Below are 15,223 nucleotides of genomic sequence, written 5' to 3'. Positions count from 1 at the left end.
CGGCACGGTCAGCCGGCCGACACCTTCGATACCATCATCCTGAAAGAAGGCGATTTGTGGTACACGCACTCTGCGGCTGCCCTCAGCATCGCCCGGAGGCTGAAGGGCGCATGGCCGCTGTTGTACGGTTTCATGGTGCTGCCACGCTTCATCCGCGACGGGCTCTACCGCTTCATCGCCCGAAACCGCTACAAATGGTTCGGCAAACAGGAGGCCTGCATGATACCAACTCCCGAGCTGAAAAGCCTGTTTCTCGACTGAGGGTTGAGTGTTTTTTAGGCGCTTGCAGAAAATCAACCTTCCAATATCCCCCCGCAACACCTGCTGCTTAATATCAGGACATCAGCTTTGCTGCTTACACTGCTTTTTCATTTTTATTACCTTGTCCTAATCACTTAAAACCCTGCTTTCGGCGGGGAATCATCCTTTCAGACTTGATGAGGTGCGGCCATGAACACAACCGATACCAACACCAAACTTATAAACAGTTACCTGTCACTCATTAAAAATATGAGTGTTTCAAACAAGCTTGATCTCATATCAAAACTCAGCAGTTCCATGAAAGCAGATTTTGATGATGCGAAGGTTGATTTTTATGATGCTTTTGGTGCATGGGATGAAGAAGAGAGTGCTGAAGCACTTGTTGATGCGATCAAAAGTACAAGAACCTTCATGAGAAAGACGGAAGAATTTTGATGCTATATCTCCTTGATACCAATATCTGCATCTATTTCATGAAAGGTCTATTTGATCTGAAAACGAAGTTCATGGAAACAGGTCCGGAGAATTGTTTTATTTCTGAGATCACGCTGGCTGAACTAAAGTTTGGTGTGCAGAAAAGCCAGGCCAGGGAGAAAAACCAAAAGGCCCTGCAGCAATTTTTATCCGGCATTCAGATACTGCCCATTATGCCCGGTCTGGATATTTATGCCTTTGAAAAAGCGCGCCTCCAAAAAGCCAGAAAACCTGTTGACGACTTTGACCTTCTCATCGGAGCCACAGCTGTTTACTATAACTTAATTTTAGTAACCAACAACAGAAAGCATTTCGAACGCCTGGAAAATATCAGGCTCGAAGACTGGACTACTAAAAACTGAAGCGTTTATACCCTTCCGCACGATTTATCACTCTTCTAAAGTTTACTTGAACTACAGCCGGCATTCCGTACCTTTAATCTTTGGTATTTACCGGCAGAAGCTATGCAGATATTTTTAACCTAATTTCTTCCATGCTCCGCACATGAAAGTCACCGATTTTTACGCCCAAAGCTCAGAGCCTCTCATTTCCTTTGAAATCATCCCGCCGAAGCGGGGGAAATCCATCAACAGCATTTTCGAAGCGCTCGATCAGGTGATGCCCTACCGGCCGCCCTTCATTGATGTTACCGCACACGCGGCTGAGGCCTACTACGAAGAACTCGACAACGGCAACATCAAGCGGCACATCCGCAGGAAGCGCCCCGGAACCATCGGCCTTTGCGCGGCCATCAAGCACCGCTACAATGTGGAGCCGGTTCCGCACATCCTGTGCAAGGGCTTCACCCGGGAGGAAACCGAAGATGCCCTGATCGAGCTGAACTTCCTCGGCATTCAAAATGTGCTGGCCATCCGGGGGGATGATCACGGGGCCCCGAAACCTTACAATGCCGACCGCAGCATCAATGCGTACGCGGTTGATCTCGTGCGGCAAATCAAGCGCATGAACCGCGGGCTTTACCTCGAGCAGCTGATGGAGGCCGATAAAACCAACTTCTGCGTGGGCGTGGGCGGCTACCCTGAGAAGCACTTCGAGGCACCCAACCTCAACTGGGATGTCGAGCGCCTGAAAGAAAAAGTGGATGCCGGCGCCGATTACATCGTAACGCAGATGTTTTTCGACAACCAGAAGTTTTTCGATTTCGAAGCAAAGTGCCGGGAAGCCGGCATTACGGTGCCCATCATTCCCGGGCTGAAGCTCATCAGCAGCTACCGGCAGCTCACAACCCTGCCGCGCGCCTTTTATCTGAACATCCCGGAGCCGCTGGCCCATGAGATTTCCCTCAAACCCGACCGCGCCCGCGAAATCGGGATTGAGTGGGGCGCGCAGCAGTGTCAGGAGCTGCTCGATCACGGGGTGCAGGGGCTTCACTTCTACGTGATGGCCAACCCCAGCACAGTTGTTGACCTGCTCGACCGCCTCAAGAGCGGTCTGAAATCCCGTTCGGTTTAACCCGGGGCAAACCCATCTGATTTATGCGAACGCCCGCAAGTTCACTCCTGCTGCTTTTTGCCTTGTCTCTTTTTTTAGGGGGATGCGGTTCGTCGTCGGGGTCCCGCTCCGATGCGCGGCAGGTTGAACAGCGGCTGATGCAGCAGTTCCAGCAGTGGCGGGGTACCCCGTACCGGCTTGGCGGTATCACGCAGCAAGGGGTGGACTGTTCCGCTTTTGTGATGCTCGTTTACCGCAATGGCTTCGGGGTAGAGCTGCCCCGCACCACCGATCAGCAGATGAGGGCGGGTACCAGGGTTAACCCCCGGCAGCTGCGTGTGGGCGACCTCGTTTTTTTTCAGACCGGCCGAAATACGCGCCATGTCGGGATTGTGCTCAGCGGCGGACGCTTTCTGCACGCCTCAACCTCGCAGGGCGTTATTATTGATGAGCTTAACCAGCCGTACTGGCAGCAGCGGTTTACGGTCGCACGGCGGGTGCTGTAGCACCAGACTGTTTTCTGCCCGTTCAGGGCTGACAGCACACGGATGTTTTTGGGTAGGTTTGAATTACACGCCGGAAAGGTCAAAATGAAAAAGCACGGGATTAGCCGCAGGTTTGGTTTTTCCAGCCAGCACGAAAGACCGTGATGCGCACGAAGTTTCCCCAAAAAAATAAATGGAATGCAGAAATGGCCGTGCAGTTGGGTTCGGGGAACACCTTACCCGCGTTTCATTTTTACTCCTGTCCTTAGCGCATCACCCATTTATCCACGGCTTCTGCAACCGCGCGGCCTTCGTTAATAGCCCACACCACCAGACTCTGCCCCCGGCGCATATCGCCGGCGGCAAAAACGCCTTCTACATTGGTGCTGAAATCTCCGTAACGGGCGCGCACATTGCTGCGGCCGTCCTGCTCGACACCGAAGGCCGTGAGCAGCGGATTTTCCGGACCGGTGAAGCCCATTGCGAGCAGCACGATATCGGCCTTCCACACGCGGGCGCTGCCCTCCACTTCTTCGGGCTTCATGCGGCCGTCTTCGCCGATAACCCATCGGATCTGCACGGTATGCAGCTCTTTCACGCGGCCTTTTTTGTCGGTTGCAAACTTTTTGGTCATTACTTCATACTGCCGCGGATCGTCGCCGAATTTGGCGCGGGCTTCTTCCTGACCGTAGTCGAGCTTGTAGATGCCGGGCCATTCGGGCCAGGGGTTGTTTTCGGCGCGGTCTTCCGGTGGCTTGGCCATAATTTCGAACTGCGTAACGGTCGCGCAGCCGTGCCGCATGGCCGTACCCACGCAGTCCGTGCCGGTGTCGCCGCCGCCAATCACAATCACGTGCTTGTCTTTGGCCGAGATAAATTTGCCGTCGGCATGGCTGCTATCGAGCAGGCTCTTGGTATCGGCATGGAGGTATTCCATCGCAAAATAAACGCCTTCTGCCTCGCGGCCTTCAATCGGCAGGTCGCGCGGTTTGGTTGCGCCGCCGGCGAGCACAATGGCGTCGAAGTTTTGGCGCAGCTCATCCGCGCTCAGGTCTTTGCCCACTTCGGTGCCGGTCACAAAGGTAATGCCTTCGGCTTCGAGCAGCTTCACCCGGCGCTCCACCACGCCCTTTTCGAGCTTCATATTTGGGATGCCGTACATCAGCAGGCCGCCGATGCGGTCGGCGCGTTCATACACCGTTACCCAGTGCCCGGCCTTGTTCAGCTGCGCGGCAGCGGCCAGGCCTGCGGGGCCTGAGCCAACTACGGCAATCTTGCGGCCGGTACGCCTGTCAGGCGGCTGCGGCACCACCCAGCCCTCCTCAAAACCTTTATCGATGATGGCCTGCTCGATGCTTTTGATCGCAACGGGCTTGTCAATCAGGCCGAGTACGCAGCTGCCCTCGCAGGGCGCCGGACAAACGCGACCCGTAAATTCGGGGAAATTATTGGTTTTGTGCAGCCGGTTGAGGGCTTCGCGCCACTTGCCGCGGTACACCAGGTCGTTCCACTCCGGGATGAGGTTGTACACCGGGCAGCCCAGCGCCTTGCCGCTGCCGGTTGTGCTGCCGGTCTGGCAAAACGGGATGCCGCAGTCCATACATCGGGCACCCTGCTGCTGCAGTTCGCTGTCAGGCAGGCGGATGCCAAACTCTGACCAGTCGCCTACGCGCTCAGCGGGGCTTATTGCCGGCGCATCTTTGCGCGTTATTTCCATAAATCCGGTTGGTTTTCCCATCAGTCGATAATCCTGTATTTCGGTTTTTCTTTGATATTTTTTTTCTCGGGGGATGCGTTTCCGGGCCTCATCCGGGCCCTGAGCAGAAGCAGCCGCTTAGTTGCCGGCGGCGCGGGCTTCACTCAGCTGATTGGCCTCAAACGCATGAAGCTCGGCCTCTTTCGGATCCATGCCGGTTTTCACGGCTTTTTGGATGGCTTCGGTCATCCGCTTGTAATCCTGTGGATGAACCTTCACAAACTGCGGCAGCACCTCTTCCCATTTGGCGAGGATTTTCCAGGCGAGTACGCTGTCTGTGAAATCGGCGTGCCGGCGGATGAGGCGCTTGAGTTCGGCTTCGTCGCTTTCATCCTCCACCTTCTCCAGGTACACCATTTCCTTGTTGCAGCGGCTTGGGAAGCTGCCGTCGGTATCGAGTACGTAGGCGATTCCGCCCGACATACCCGCCGCGAAATTCCGGCCGGTCGGGCCCAGAATTACGGCACGGCCGCCGGTCATGTATTCGCAGCCGTGGTCTCCGGTGCCTTCAACTACCGCTGCGGCGCCGCTGTTGCGAACGCAAAAACGCTCACCGGCACGCCCCCGGATGAAGGCTTCCCCGCGGGTTGCGCCGTAAAGCGCCACATTGCCTACAATGATGTTATCCTCGGGTCGGAAACGCGCATCGCGGTCGGGGTACAGAATCAGCTTGCCGCCGGAAAGGCCCTTTCCGAAATAATCATTGGCATCGCCTTCAAGCTCGAGGGAAACCCCCGGCACGCCGAACGCGCCGAAACTCTGCCCGGCCGAGCCGCGGAAGCGCAGGTGGATGGTATCTTCCGGCAGCCCTTCCTGACCGTACATGCGGGTGATTTCGCTGCCTAAGATGGTGCCGGTTACCCGGTTGGTGTTCCGGATGGGCAGGCTGGCTTTCACCTTTGTTTTTTCACTCAGGGCGGGCTCGCACAGGTCGAGCAGCATCTGCACGTCCATGCTGTTTTCGAGGCCGTGATGCTGTTTGGTGAGCTTGCGAACGCCCGTGAGCGCATGAACTTTCGGACTGTGCAGCACCGGCGACAAATCAAGCAGCTTTGCCTTCCAGTGGTTGGTTTTCTTTTGGCGGAGCTTGTCGGTACGGCCGATCATTTCGTCGATCGTGCGGAAACCCATTGCGGCCATGTGCTCGCGCACATCCTGCGCCACAAACCTCATGAAATTGACCACATACTGCGGGTCGCCGGTAAATTTACTGCGCAGGTGCGGATCCTGCGTAGCCACGCCAACCGGGCATGTATTCAGGTGGCACACGCGCATCATAATACACCCGAGGGTGATGAGCGCGCTCGTGCCGAAACCGAACTCCTCGGCACCCAGCAGGGCTGCGACTACGATATCGCGGCCTGTCTTGATTTGTCCGTCGGTTTCCAGCTTCACCCGGCTGCGCAGGTTGTTGAGCAGCAGGGTCTGATGCACCTCGGCAAGCCCGAGCTCCCACGGCAGGCCCGCATGCTTGATGCTCGTTTGCGGGGAGGCCCCGGTGCCGCCGTCATGGCCGCTGACCAGAATTACATCGGCCTTGGCTTTCGCCACACCGGCGGCAATGGTACCGACCCCGGCAAGGGAAACCAGCTTCACGTTGATATCCGCCTGATCGTTGGCGTTCTTTAGGTCGTGAATGAGCTGGGCAAGGTCCTCAATCGAGTAGATATCATGGTGCGGAGGGGGGGAGATGAGCCCCACACCCGGCGTTGACAGCCGCACATCGGCAATCCAGGGATAAACCTTGCGGCCGGGCAGCTCGCCTCCCTCACCCGGCTTGGCACCCTGCGCCATCTTAATCTGAATTTCTTTGGCCTGAGTGAGGTACTCGCTCGTTACCCCGAAACGGCCTGAGGCCACCTGCTTGATGGCACTGTTGCGGGAGTCGCCGTTAGCATCTTCGGTGTAGCGGATCGCATCTTCGCCGCCCTCGCCGGTATTGCTCCGGCCGCCAAGCCGGTTCATGGCAATGGCCAGGGCTTCGTGCGCTTCCAGACTGATGGAGCCGTACGACATTGCCCCGGTTTTGAAGCGGCGGCAGATGGACTCTACCGACTCAACCTCTTCAATCGGCACCGGTTTTGGGCCGTAAATGAGTTCGAGCAGGTGCCGCAGGGCCGGCGGCGGATCATGCTGTTCGTCGAGCAGGCGGGCATATTCTTTGTACAGCCCGTAATCGCCGGTACGGGTAGCAAGCTGCAGTGTGTGCACAGTTTTCGGGTTGTACATGTGGTACTCCCCATTCCGGCGCCACTTGTACTGACCGCCCTCATCCAGAACGGTTCCGTTCTGACGAATTTTGGGATAGGCTTTTTCATGTCGCATCTCGGCTTCCCTTGCAATGGTATCGAGGGTGATGCCGCCAATCCGGCTGTCGGTCCAGGTAAAGTAGGAATCGACCACTTCCTTACTGATGCCGAGCGCCTCAAAAATCTGCGCCCCGCGGTACGACTTCACGGTTGAGATGCCCATCTTGGCCATCACCTTAACGATGCCTTTTACCACGGCTTTGTTGTAGCCTTTCACCGCACGCTTGTAATCGATGCCCGAAATGAGGCCCTGCTGCAGCAGGTCGCACAGGCTCTCATACGCCATGTACGGATTTACGGCATCAACGCCGTAACCCAGCAGGGTGCAGAAATGATGGGTTTCGCGCGGCTCTCCCGATTCAAGCACAATGCTCACATCGGTACGCTTGCCGGTTCTTATTAAATGGTGATGCAGGCCCGATATCGCCAGCAAAGCCGGAATCGGCGCAAGCTTGCTGCTGAAATTACGGTCTGTGAGAATCAGAATGTTGGCTCCGGAGCCTATGGCCTCCGCCGCCGCGTTGAACAGTTTGCTGAGTGCTTTCTCAAGACCGGTGCCGCCGGTTCCGGCTTCAAATAAAATCGGAAGCTCTTCAATCCTGAACCCGGGCAGATCCGTTTTGCGCAGTATCTCCATTTCTTCGGTTGAGAGCACCGGCGTTGGCAGCTTAATCTGACGGCAGCGCTCAGGCGACTCTTCGAGGATGTTGCCTTTGCCGCCGAGGTAGGTTTCTGTTGAGGTAATCAGCTCCTCCCGGATGGGATCAATCGGCGGGTTCGTAACCTGCGCAAACAGCTGCTTGAAATAGTTGTACAGCAGCTGCGGCTGATTCGAGAGCACTGCAAGCGGCGCATCGTTGCCCATAGCTCCGATCGGCTGCAGCATGTTCTCAGCCATCGGGCCGAGGTTGATGCGCAGGTCTTCGTAGGTGTAGCCAAAAACCTTTTGGCGGTGCACCACCTTTTCATGATCGAGACGCGGCTCCTGCCAGGTAATTTTCTTCGTGCAGGTTTCAAAGTCCACCAGGTTATCCTTCAGCCACTGACCGTAAGGCTGCTGACTCACCACCTGCTTTTTGATTTCTTCATCGCTGATAATGCGCTGCTCTTTGGTATCGATAAGCAGCATACGGCCCGGCTGAAGGCGGCCTTTAATCAGCACTTCATCTGACGGGATGTCGAGCACGCCGGCTTCTGAGGCCAGTACAATCATGTTACTGCGCGTCACGTAGTAGCGCGAGGGTCGCAGTCCGTTCCGGTCAAGGGTTGCCCCGACCACCTGACCGTCAGTAAAGGCGACCGAGGCGGGTCCGTCCCAGGGCTCCATCATACAGCTGTGGTACTCGTAGAAAGCACGGCGCTCATCATCCATGGTTTCGTGCTTTTCCCAGGGCTCGGGAATCATCATCATCATAGCATGCGGCAGCGAACGGCCGCTGAGTGTCAGAAACTCGAGGCACTGATCAAATTTGGAGGAGTCGCTTCCTTCATCCTGCACTATCGGCAGCACTTTTTTCAGGTCGGAGCCAAACAGGGGTGACTGCAAAACAGCTTCGCGGGCGTGCATCCAGTTTTGGTTGCCGCGCACGGTATTGATTTCACCGTTATGGATGATGTAGCGGTAGGGATGGGCAAGTTTCCAGCTCGGAAAAGTGTTGGTGCTGAAACGCGAATGGACCAGCGCGATGCTTGTCTGCATGTTGGGGTCGCGCAGCTCCGGGTAATAATTATCGAGCTGATGCGGGGTGAGCATCCCCTTATACACAATCGTGCGGCTTGAGAGGCTGTTGATGTAGAAAAAGTCTTTGTCGCTGATTTTCTGCTCAGCCTTGCTGATCGCCAGCGTTGCCCTGCGGCGCACCACAAACAGTTTGCGTTCCAGATCGAGCGCAGTACCCTCATGCCCGCCTTTGCCGATAAAAACCTGCCGCACGGATGGCTCCGAGGCGAGGGCTGTCTCCCCCAGAGTCGCATTGTCGGTACGAACCTTGCGCCAGCCCAGTACCTCAAGACCTTCCTCCCGGATTATCTTTTCCACAATGCGCTCACATGGCAGCCGGTCGCGCCGGTCGCCCGGCATAAAGATCATCCCAACACCGTAATGGCCGGGCTCAGGCAGCCTGAACCCCAGACCTTCGCAGGAGCGCTTCAGGAAATCGTGCGGAATCTGCATCAGGATGCCGGCACCGTCACCGGTGTTGCCTTCCGCGCCGGTTGCACCCCGATGATTGAGGTTGTGCAAAACCCGGATCGCCTCATTTACGATGGTGTGGGAGGCCTCACCGTTAATGTTGGCAACAAAGCCGATCCCGCAGGCATCGTGCTCGTGTAACGGATCGTACAGACCTTGTTTGAGTGGCGGCCTCATTGGTGCGCAGCTGTGTTTAGTAGCATTCATAGACTTGCAGAAGGTGTAATGGTGATGCAGGAAGATGTTGTTTCGAATTTCGCAAAAGGCAGCGGATCTGTGCCGAATCAGTTAATCCTCACTTCTCCTTATTCAGTATCATCAGGTTTTTCACCAATTTTATCGGAGTGAGTACGAATTGGTGATTTTCAGATTGTTACAGAGTTAGCTTTATTAATTTGACCAAAAAAAGGTCCCGCTGCAAGTCGGCCTTGTTTCCTGTTATTGATAATTAATGATTTGCGGCTTACAAAAGCGCTTTTCCATATGATTGAAGCGCTTTTTTGTTTTTGAAAAATAATTTTAAACAGTCGTTTTGTTTTACGCACAAACTGTGAAAACAACTCAGACACATAGACTTATTAGCTTTCCGGAATCATAGGAATTGTGCTTATTCAATCAAAAAAATCAAACTTTAAGCCTGTTCAAACGTGCGCATTCAGTATTTTGTTGACATCATGTTAGTGCAATTTTTATCATATAAAATCTACTTCCACTATGAAAAGACAGATTCAGAACTGTTTAAGACCGTTTAGCGTAATTCTCCTCGCTTTTTTGTTTTTATTTACGATTTGCAGTGATTCCTACAGTCAGGATTCCCAAACCGTCATCTTTGAAAATGTCCGCATTTTCGACGGCACCTCAGAGAGCCTTTCCGCGCCTTCGACCGTAATTGTACAGGGAAACCTGATTCACAGCATTGTTGAAGGGGGATTTGTAAGCTACAGCGACTACCCCGACGCCCGGCGGATCAGCGGGGAGGGGATGACGCTCATGCCCGGCCTGATTGACGTACACGTGCACATGACCTTCGGGTCACTCAGCATGATTGACATGATGAACCCGGAGCTCTCGCTGGAGTCACTTGCCCCGAAAATCGCCGAGCAGTCGCAGCAGATGCTCATGCGAGGCTTCACGGCGGTACGCGATGCAGGCGGGCCAATTTTCGAGATCAAGGCAGCGATTGACAGCGGGCAGATTATGGGCCCGCGCATCTGGCCTTCGGGGGCAACCATCAGTCAGACCGCAGGTCACGGCGACTTTCGTCAACCGAATGAACGTTCACGCCGTTTCTTCGGGCAGCCCTCCCGTGCGGAGCTGCTCGGGGCAACCTTCATCGCCGACGGCCGCGACGAGGTGCTCACTGCCGTACGCGAAAACCTGCGCTTTGGCGCGAGTCAGATCAAAATTATGGCGGGCGGCGGCACATCCTCCGCATACGACCCGGTTGACGTTACCCAGTACACCTTCGACGAAATGCGCGCAGCCGTTGAGGCCGCCGAAGACTGGGGCACCTATGTGATGGTGCATGCCTACACCCCCCGCGCCATCCGCCGGGCCATTGAAGCCGGCGTAAAAGTAATCGAGCACGGTCAGCTGCTTGACGAGGAAACCATGCGGCTCGTAGCCGAAAACGACATCTGGCTGAGTACACAGGTGCTACGGGCCAGCACGCCCAACATGGATCCGCTGCGGGTAGAGAAGCGCAGGCCTGTACTTGAGGGTCAGGCCCGTATGTGGCCGCTGGCGAAAGAACTTGGGGTCAAAATTGCCTGGGGCACCGATTTTCTTTTTGAACCCTGGATGAATCAGGAACAGAACGCCTACATCCTGCAGCTGCTCGAGTGGTTCACCCCGGCCGAAACCCTCAAAATGGTAACGCACGACAATGCGCAGCTGCTGGCACTCTCCGGCCTCAGAAGTCCGTACCGGGGCCGCCTCGGTGTTGTGGAAGAAGGCGCCCTCGCAGACCTGCTGCTCGTAAACGGCGACGTGCTCGAAAACATCGAACTCATCGCCAGCCCGGAGGAAAATTTCATGGTAATCATGAAAGACGGCCGGATTTACAAAAACACGCTACCTGAGAAGTAGAGCGGGCAGGGCCCGGGAAGTTTCAAGAAGGGGACAGCTGAGAGATGCTGCCCCTTTTTTTATGAAACCAAAATGATTTCCTGCAGGCTTACATTTTAATTCTTTGCTATCTGTTCTGTCCGTCATGCAGTTTGCCGGTACAGCTTCTTTGCAGCATTACGGGAATGCCCGGTTATCCTGCCGATATGACTTCTGAGGAGTTACTATTCCGGCCGGTTCGGTTTTTTTTCATCTGCGGGCTCTTTAAGGTTTCGGTTGAGGTCGAAATAATCGCTGAATTTACCCGCTATTTTATCAATCGCAGCACTACCACCACTTATAATCACTCCGGTTAGGAGGATGTCCGTAACCGTAAAAATGCGCTGTTGTAAATCCGACAGACCCATTAGTCCTTCCGCTCCGGCGAGATCTGACAGTGTACGGAAACCGGCTGCACTAATCAGAATGCCTATCAGGAGCCCCATACCAACTGCCATCTGCCTGGTTTGCTGCTTGTAAGCTGTGAGCTTCTGTTTCAGCCCGGTTTTTTCATTCGGATCTGTTGCCTGCTCAAGGCTGTTATTGAGGTGCAGCTTTGCAGGTTCACGCGCATAAATCAGGAAGACTTCTATCACTCTTTCCACAAAAATCGCGATTACAAACAGCCCTGTAACAATTCCCAAAACATGAGCAGACTGAAGATCCTGTAAGGAAACGCTGTTCAGCAGACTGCTTTCACGAATGGCTATGTCAATAATGACCAAGAGCATGAGCACAGTTACGATGAGCCATAAATTTCCCGTGAGCCACTGCATTTTATTGCCATGGAGGCTTTTATTTTTTTCCATGATTTCCCCTTATTGAATTTTCGGTTGGTGATAAATGCGTGATCATCCGGTTTTAAGCCCTTATCGGATTTACACCACCCGTGCCTTTTTTTGAACAGCGTATTTCCATAAACAACATTTGAGACCGGCCCCTGCTCCTGTTGCTGCTGTAAGAACAGTGCAGGGGCCTTTACTCAATGATCCGCCCGTTTTGCCTTGATTCTTTTGGGCTGAACAGTTTCTACCTTACCAGCATCATCTTATGGGTTTGCACCACGCTGCCGGCTTGTAATCTGTAAAGGTACATGCCACTTGCAAGGCGGCTTGCATCGAACTGAATGGTATGGTAGCCGGCAGGCTGAGTGCCGCTTACGAGTACCGCTACCCGGCGGCCCAGCACATTATACACTTCCAGCCGCACCTCCTGCTGTTGCGGCAGTTCATAGCTGATATTGGTGATAGGGTTAAACGGGTTGGGATAGTTTTGATGAAGCTTAACAATCCGTGGTACATCTGTTTCGTTTTCTGCTGACGTTGGCAGGCCTTCATCAATATGCGGATAGCCTGCGTTAACGGAATGGTCTTCATCATGTGACCAGATGGTGTCGAAGTCCCATTCTGCGTAAACACCTGTTGCGTACGGGAAGGTCATGTCCGCCGTCGTTAAGCCGGTTACGCCCGAACCGCCTGCACTTGTTTCCTGACCGGATGTTTCGGTATTCCAAAAACTGTTTAGGGCCTCACTGTAAACATCACTTCTTCCTGCGAAACCGCCAACATTGCTTTCACCGACTACCGCTCCGGTGCTGTAGCTCCTGTGAACGGAGCCGCCCCAGTTTGAACCTGTAAAACCGCCAACGGAGGTAGTTCCCGTAACGTCGGCCGTTGTATAACTATCGGCCACCAGCGAGGAGGTATATCCTGTCAGGCCACCTGTCAGCGACATACCTGTTACCGTTCCTTTGGCATACGAATACCGTACTTCTGAAGTCCATTGGCGGCCAATCAGTCCGCCCGTTGCATCACGGCCCATAACATTAACATCTGCGCTCAGCCGGCTTAGCATACTGTTGTTTCGCACAAGGCCAATTACCCCACCCGTATCGTCGTCATGGCCTGCAATATTTCCCGTGACCGATATAATGCTTAAGTGTGACGAATGCGCTGTTCCGGCTAAACCGCCGGTATATCTCATGCCATAAACCTGCACATCAGCCAGATTTACATCCGCGACTTCAGCCTCCCTGAGGTAGCCAAATAACCCCTGATTATTGGTTCCCGGCCGGTTTACAGCCAGGCCTGTGATGATTTTGCCGTTACCGTCAAAAACACCGGCAAACCAGTTTGAAGCATCCCCGAAGGGTTCCCAGCCCTGCCCCATATTCCAGACAACACTCGGTTTCAGGTCCAGATTTTCGGCAAGCCTGTAGTGAGCGGTCACATCCTGCCTTACGGCGTTTAGTTCATGAATGGTGGAGATAATGTAGGGGTCGTGCTCAGTACCGCTGCCGGAAAGGTTTTCCAGCTCAGTGTATTCAGGCAAGGTGTACACGCTGAAATCCTGAAATTCCGGGTAGCCTGAGCCTTCGCTAATTTGCCAGGCCGAATAGAAGTTAAAGGCTGCAAAGGTTGATTGCTGCTTTAACTCTGCCGTCGTTAAGCCGTTTACGCCCGAACCGCCTGCACTTGTTTCCTGACCGGATGTTTCGGTATTCCAAAAACTGTACGCGGTCTGGCTGTACGAATCACTTCTTCCTGCGAAACCGCCAACATTGCTTTCACCGGCTACCGCTCCGGTGCTGTAGCTCCTGTGAACAGAGCCGCCCCAGTTTGACCCTGTAAAACCGCCAACGGAGGAAGTTCCCGTAACGTCGGCCGTTGTATAACTGTCGGCCACAAGCGAGGAGGTATATCCTATCAGACCACCTGTAAGCGACATACCTGTTACCGTTCCTTTGGCATACGAATACCGTACTTCCGAAGTCCATTGGCGGCCAATCAGTCCGCCCGTTGCTTCACGGCCAACTACAGTAACATCCGCGCTCAGCCAGCTTAGCTGACTGCTGTTTCACACCAGACCAATCACCCCGCCCGTATCATCATCATAGCCCACAATACTTCCCGTAACGGATATAAAACTGAGCACCGACGAGTGAACTCTTCCGGCCAAACCGCCACTATACCTGCTGCCATTGATTTGGATATCTGTAATGTTCAGATTACTGACCCGGGCGCCTTCGAGGTACCCAAACAAGCCATTATCATCAGCCTCCGGCCTGTAAATTGTGATATTGCTAATCGTGAAGTCATTTCCATGATATGTCCCCATAAATTTTGCGCTTCTGCTTCCGATTGGTTCCCACGTATTCCCGGCTGCATCAATGTCCGCAGTCTGTATGAAGTGCTTATCTGCATGGTCTTCGCCCAGGTAATTCCTCACATTGTTCAGGTGCTGTAATGTTGCTACCTCCCAGGGGGCATCTGCAGTGCCCGAACCGCCGGCGAATTGGGCGTTACTGTTCGCTGTACCAAGCAGCAGCATCAAAACACAAAGTATTACGCTCGTTTTGTAGATCATAATTCTCCTTCTAACTCTAAATGAAACCGCTAATGCCGTTTGCTTTTCGAAGTATCGGTGCCATACAAAGGATCATTAACGAAATGCTGTTATTATAATATTGAACTTATATTAAAATAGTTTTTTTATCCCATCCTAACAAACCAGTCCCGGAGCAGACCGGTAAAGCAGCCACAGCTCCTTTCAGATCGAATTCTAATCTCTTTTTTTCAGAAAGCCCCCCCTTCATTCTGTGCACTAAAGCACTATTTCAGGCCGGTGGTTCTGCGAGTACTTTAAAACGACATCAGCCCCTCAGACAGCACCCTTTTTTGCCGGAAAAACACCCGGGCCTGAACTATTCGCCTCACCGGATGTGTCACATTTTATCCCCACATTTCCTGTCGTAAGTTTCAAAATAGGGCAGATGCCGCTGGCACAGGTATTACCTGTTACACCGGCTCACAATAAACAAAAGCAGCTGCCGGAGATTCCCGTTTTTTTTAGGGATTCCTCAATTATCTGTAATCCGTTGTGTGGGCTCATATGCAGAACCGCTTTATGCCACGGGTCTGCAGAATAAACCTTTTCCTGAGCCCTACTCCCTTCATTAACCCCTGCCGGTCAGAATAATAATGCGGGAAATGAACAGATCTGTAACTCCGGGCTCTCTTTCTGTGCGAACATCACGGATTCGCCCCCTGCAAAATCTGCGGAAGACCCTACTGATCAACAATCCCAAAAACGCTCCTGGCGCAGGGTTTATCAGGCTGACGCGAAAACAAGCGATGCCCACTGAATTCCCACCCAAAAAAAGAGCCCGAATTTGTTACGCAGATGAGAT

11 protein-coding genes and 1 pseudogene are annotated in these 15,223 nt (G+C 53.8%); 6 read left to right on the top strand and 6 right to left on the bottom strand.

Features of this window, described 5'->3' with window-relative positions:
• From LAT75_RS12050 to LAT75_RS12030, 5 genes are all read left to right on the top strand, one after another.
• Positions 1-261: DCC1-like thiol-disulfide oxidoreductase family protein (locus LAT75_RS12050; protein ID WP_291482919.1), on the top strand; the 261-nt coding region annotated here is incomplete at its 5' end.
• Between the two features lie 189 nt (positions 262-450).
• Positions 451-696 (top strand): hypothetical protein, encoded by a 246-nt coding sequence (locus LAT75_RS12045; protein ID WP_291482918.1) that lies wholly within the window; start codon positions 451-453, stop codon positions 694-696.
• Positions 696-1,097 carry a type II toxin-antitoxin system VapC family toxin gene (locus LAT75_RS12040; protein WP_291482917.1) on the top strand — a complete coding sequence of 134 codons (402 nt, stop codon included), beginning with the start codon at positions 696-698 and terminating at the stop codon, positions 1,095-1,097. The genes LAT75_RS12045 and LAT75_RS12040 overlap by 1 nt, the downstream gene beginning before the upstream one ends.
• Before the next feature lie 142 nt (positions 1,098-1,239).
• Positions 1,240-2,208 (top strand): methylenetetrahydrofolate reductase, encoded by a 969-nt coding sequence (locus tag LAT75_RS12035; RefSeq protein WP_291482916.1) that lies wholly within the window; start codon positions 1,240-1,242, stop codon positions 2,206-2,208.
• A 23-nt stretch (positions 2,209-2,231) separates the two neighbouring features.
• Positions 2,232-2,693 carry an NlpC/P60 family protein gene (locus tag LAT75_RS12030; protein ID WP_291482915.1) on the top strand — a complete coding sequence of 154 codons (462 nt, stop codon included), beginning with the start codon at positions 2,232-2,234 and terminating at the stop codon, positions 2,691-2,693.
• 244 nt (positions 2,694-2,937) lie between these two features.
• On the opposite strand, the gene LAT75_RS12025 is transcribed toward LAT75_RS12030, so the two are convergent.
• Both LAT75_RS12025 and gltB read right to left on the bottom strand, forming a co-directional pair.
• Entirely contained in the window at positions 2,938-4,410 is a 1,473-nt protein-coding gene (locus tag LAT75_RS12025) for a glutamate synthase subunit beta (protein ID WP_291482914.1), read from the bottom strand.
• 96 nt (positions 4,411-4,506) lie between these two features.
• A complete protein-coding gene (gene gltB, locus LAT75_RS12020; protein WP_291482913.1) occupies positions 4,507-9,135 on the bottom strand; it encodes a glutamate synthase large subunit in 4,629 nt (1,542 codons plus the stop codon).
• Between the two features lie 507 nt (positions 9,136-9,642).
• Here gltB and LAT75_RS12015 point away from each other — a divergent pair.
• Positions 9,643-11,016, top strand: coding sequence for an amidohydrolase family protein (locus LAT75_RS12015; RefSeq protein WP_291482912.1), 1,374 nt, complete (start codon positions 9,643-9,645; stop codon positions 11,014-11,016).
• A gap of 203 nt (positions 11,017-11,219) precedes the next feature.
• Here LAT75_RS12015 and LAT75_RS12010 read toward each other — a convergent pair whose 3' ends face one another.
• The 4 genes and pseudogenes from LAT75_RS12010 to LAT75_RS12000 form a co-directional block, all read right to left on the bottom strand.
• A complete protein-coding gene (locus LAT75_RS12010; RefSeq protein ID WP_291482911.1) occupies positions 11,220-11,843 on the bottom strand; it encodes a hypothetical protein in 624 nt (207 codons plus the stop codon).
• Between the two features lie 220 nt (positions 11,844-12,063).
• Positions 12,064-13,761: a T9SS type A sorting domain-containing protein gene (locus LAT75_RS12005; protein WP_291482910.1), complete on the bottom strand. Its 1,698-nt coding sequence runs from the start codon at positions 13,759-13,761 to the stop codon at positions 12,064-12,066.
• 15 nt (positions 13,762-13,776) lie between these two features.
• Positions 13,777-13,869, bottom strand: a pseudogene (locus LAT75_RS15665) (hypothetical protein); the annotation flags it as partial.
• Between the two features lie 21 nt (positions 13,870-13,890).
• A complete protein-coding gene (locus LAT75_RS12000) occupies positions 13,891-14,400 on the bottom strand; it encodes a hypothetical protein (protein ID WP_291482909.1) in 510 nt (169 codons plus the stop codon).
• Positions 14,401-15,223 lie beyond the last annotated feature (823 nt).

Source organism: Cyclonatronum sp. (assembly GCF_022565315.1).
GTDB lineage: Bacteria > Bacteroidota > Rhodothermia > Balneolales > Cyclonatronaceae > Cyclonatronum.
The sequence above is the reverse complement of the archived record's forward strand: the minus strand, read 5'-3'. Positions and strand labels throughout refer to the sequence as shown.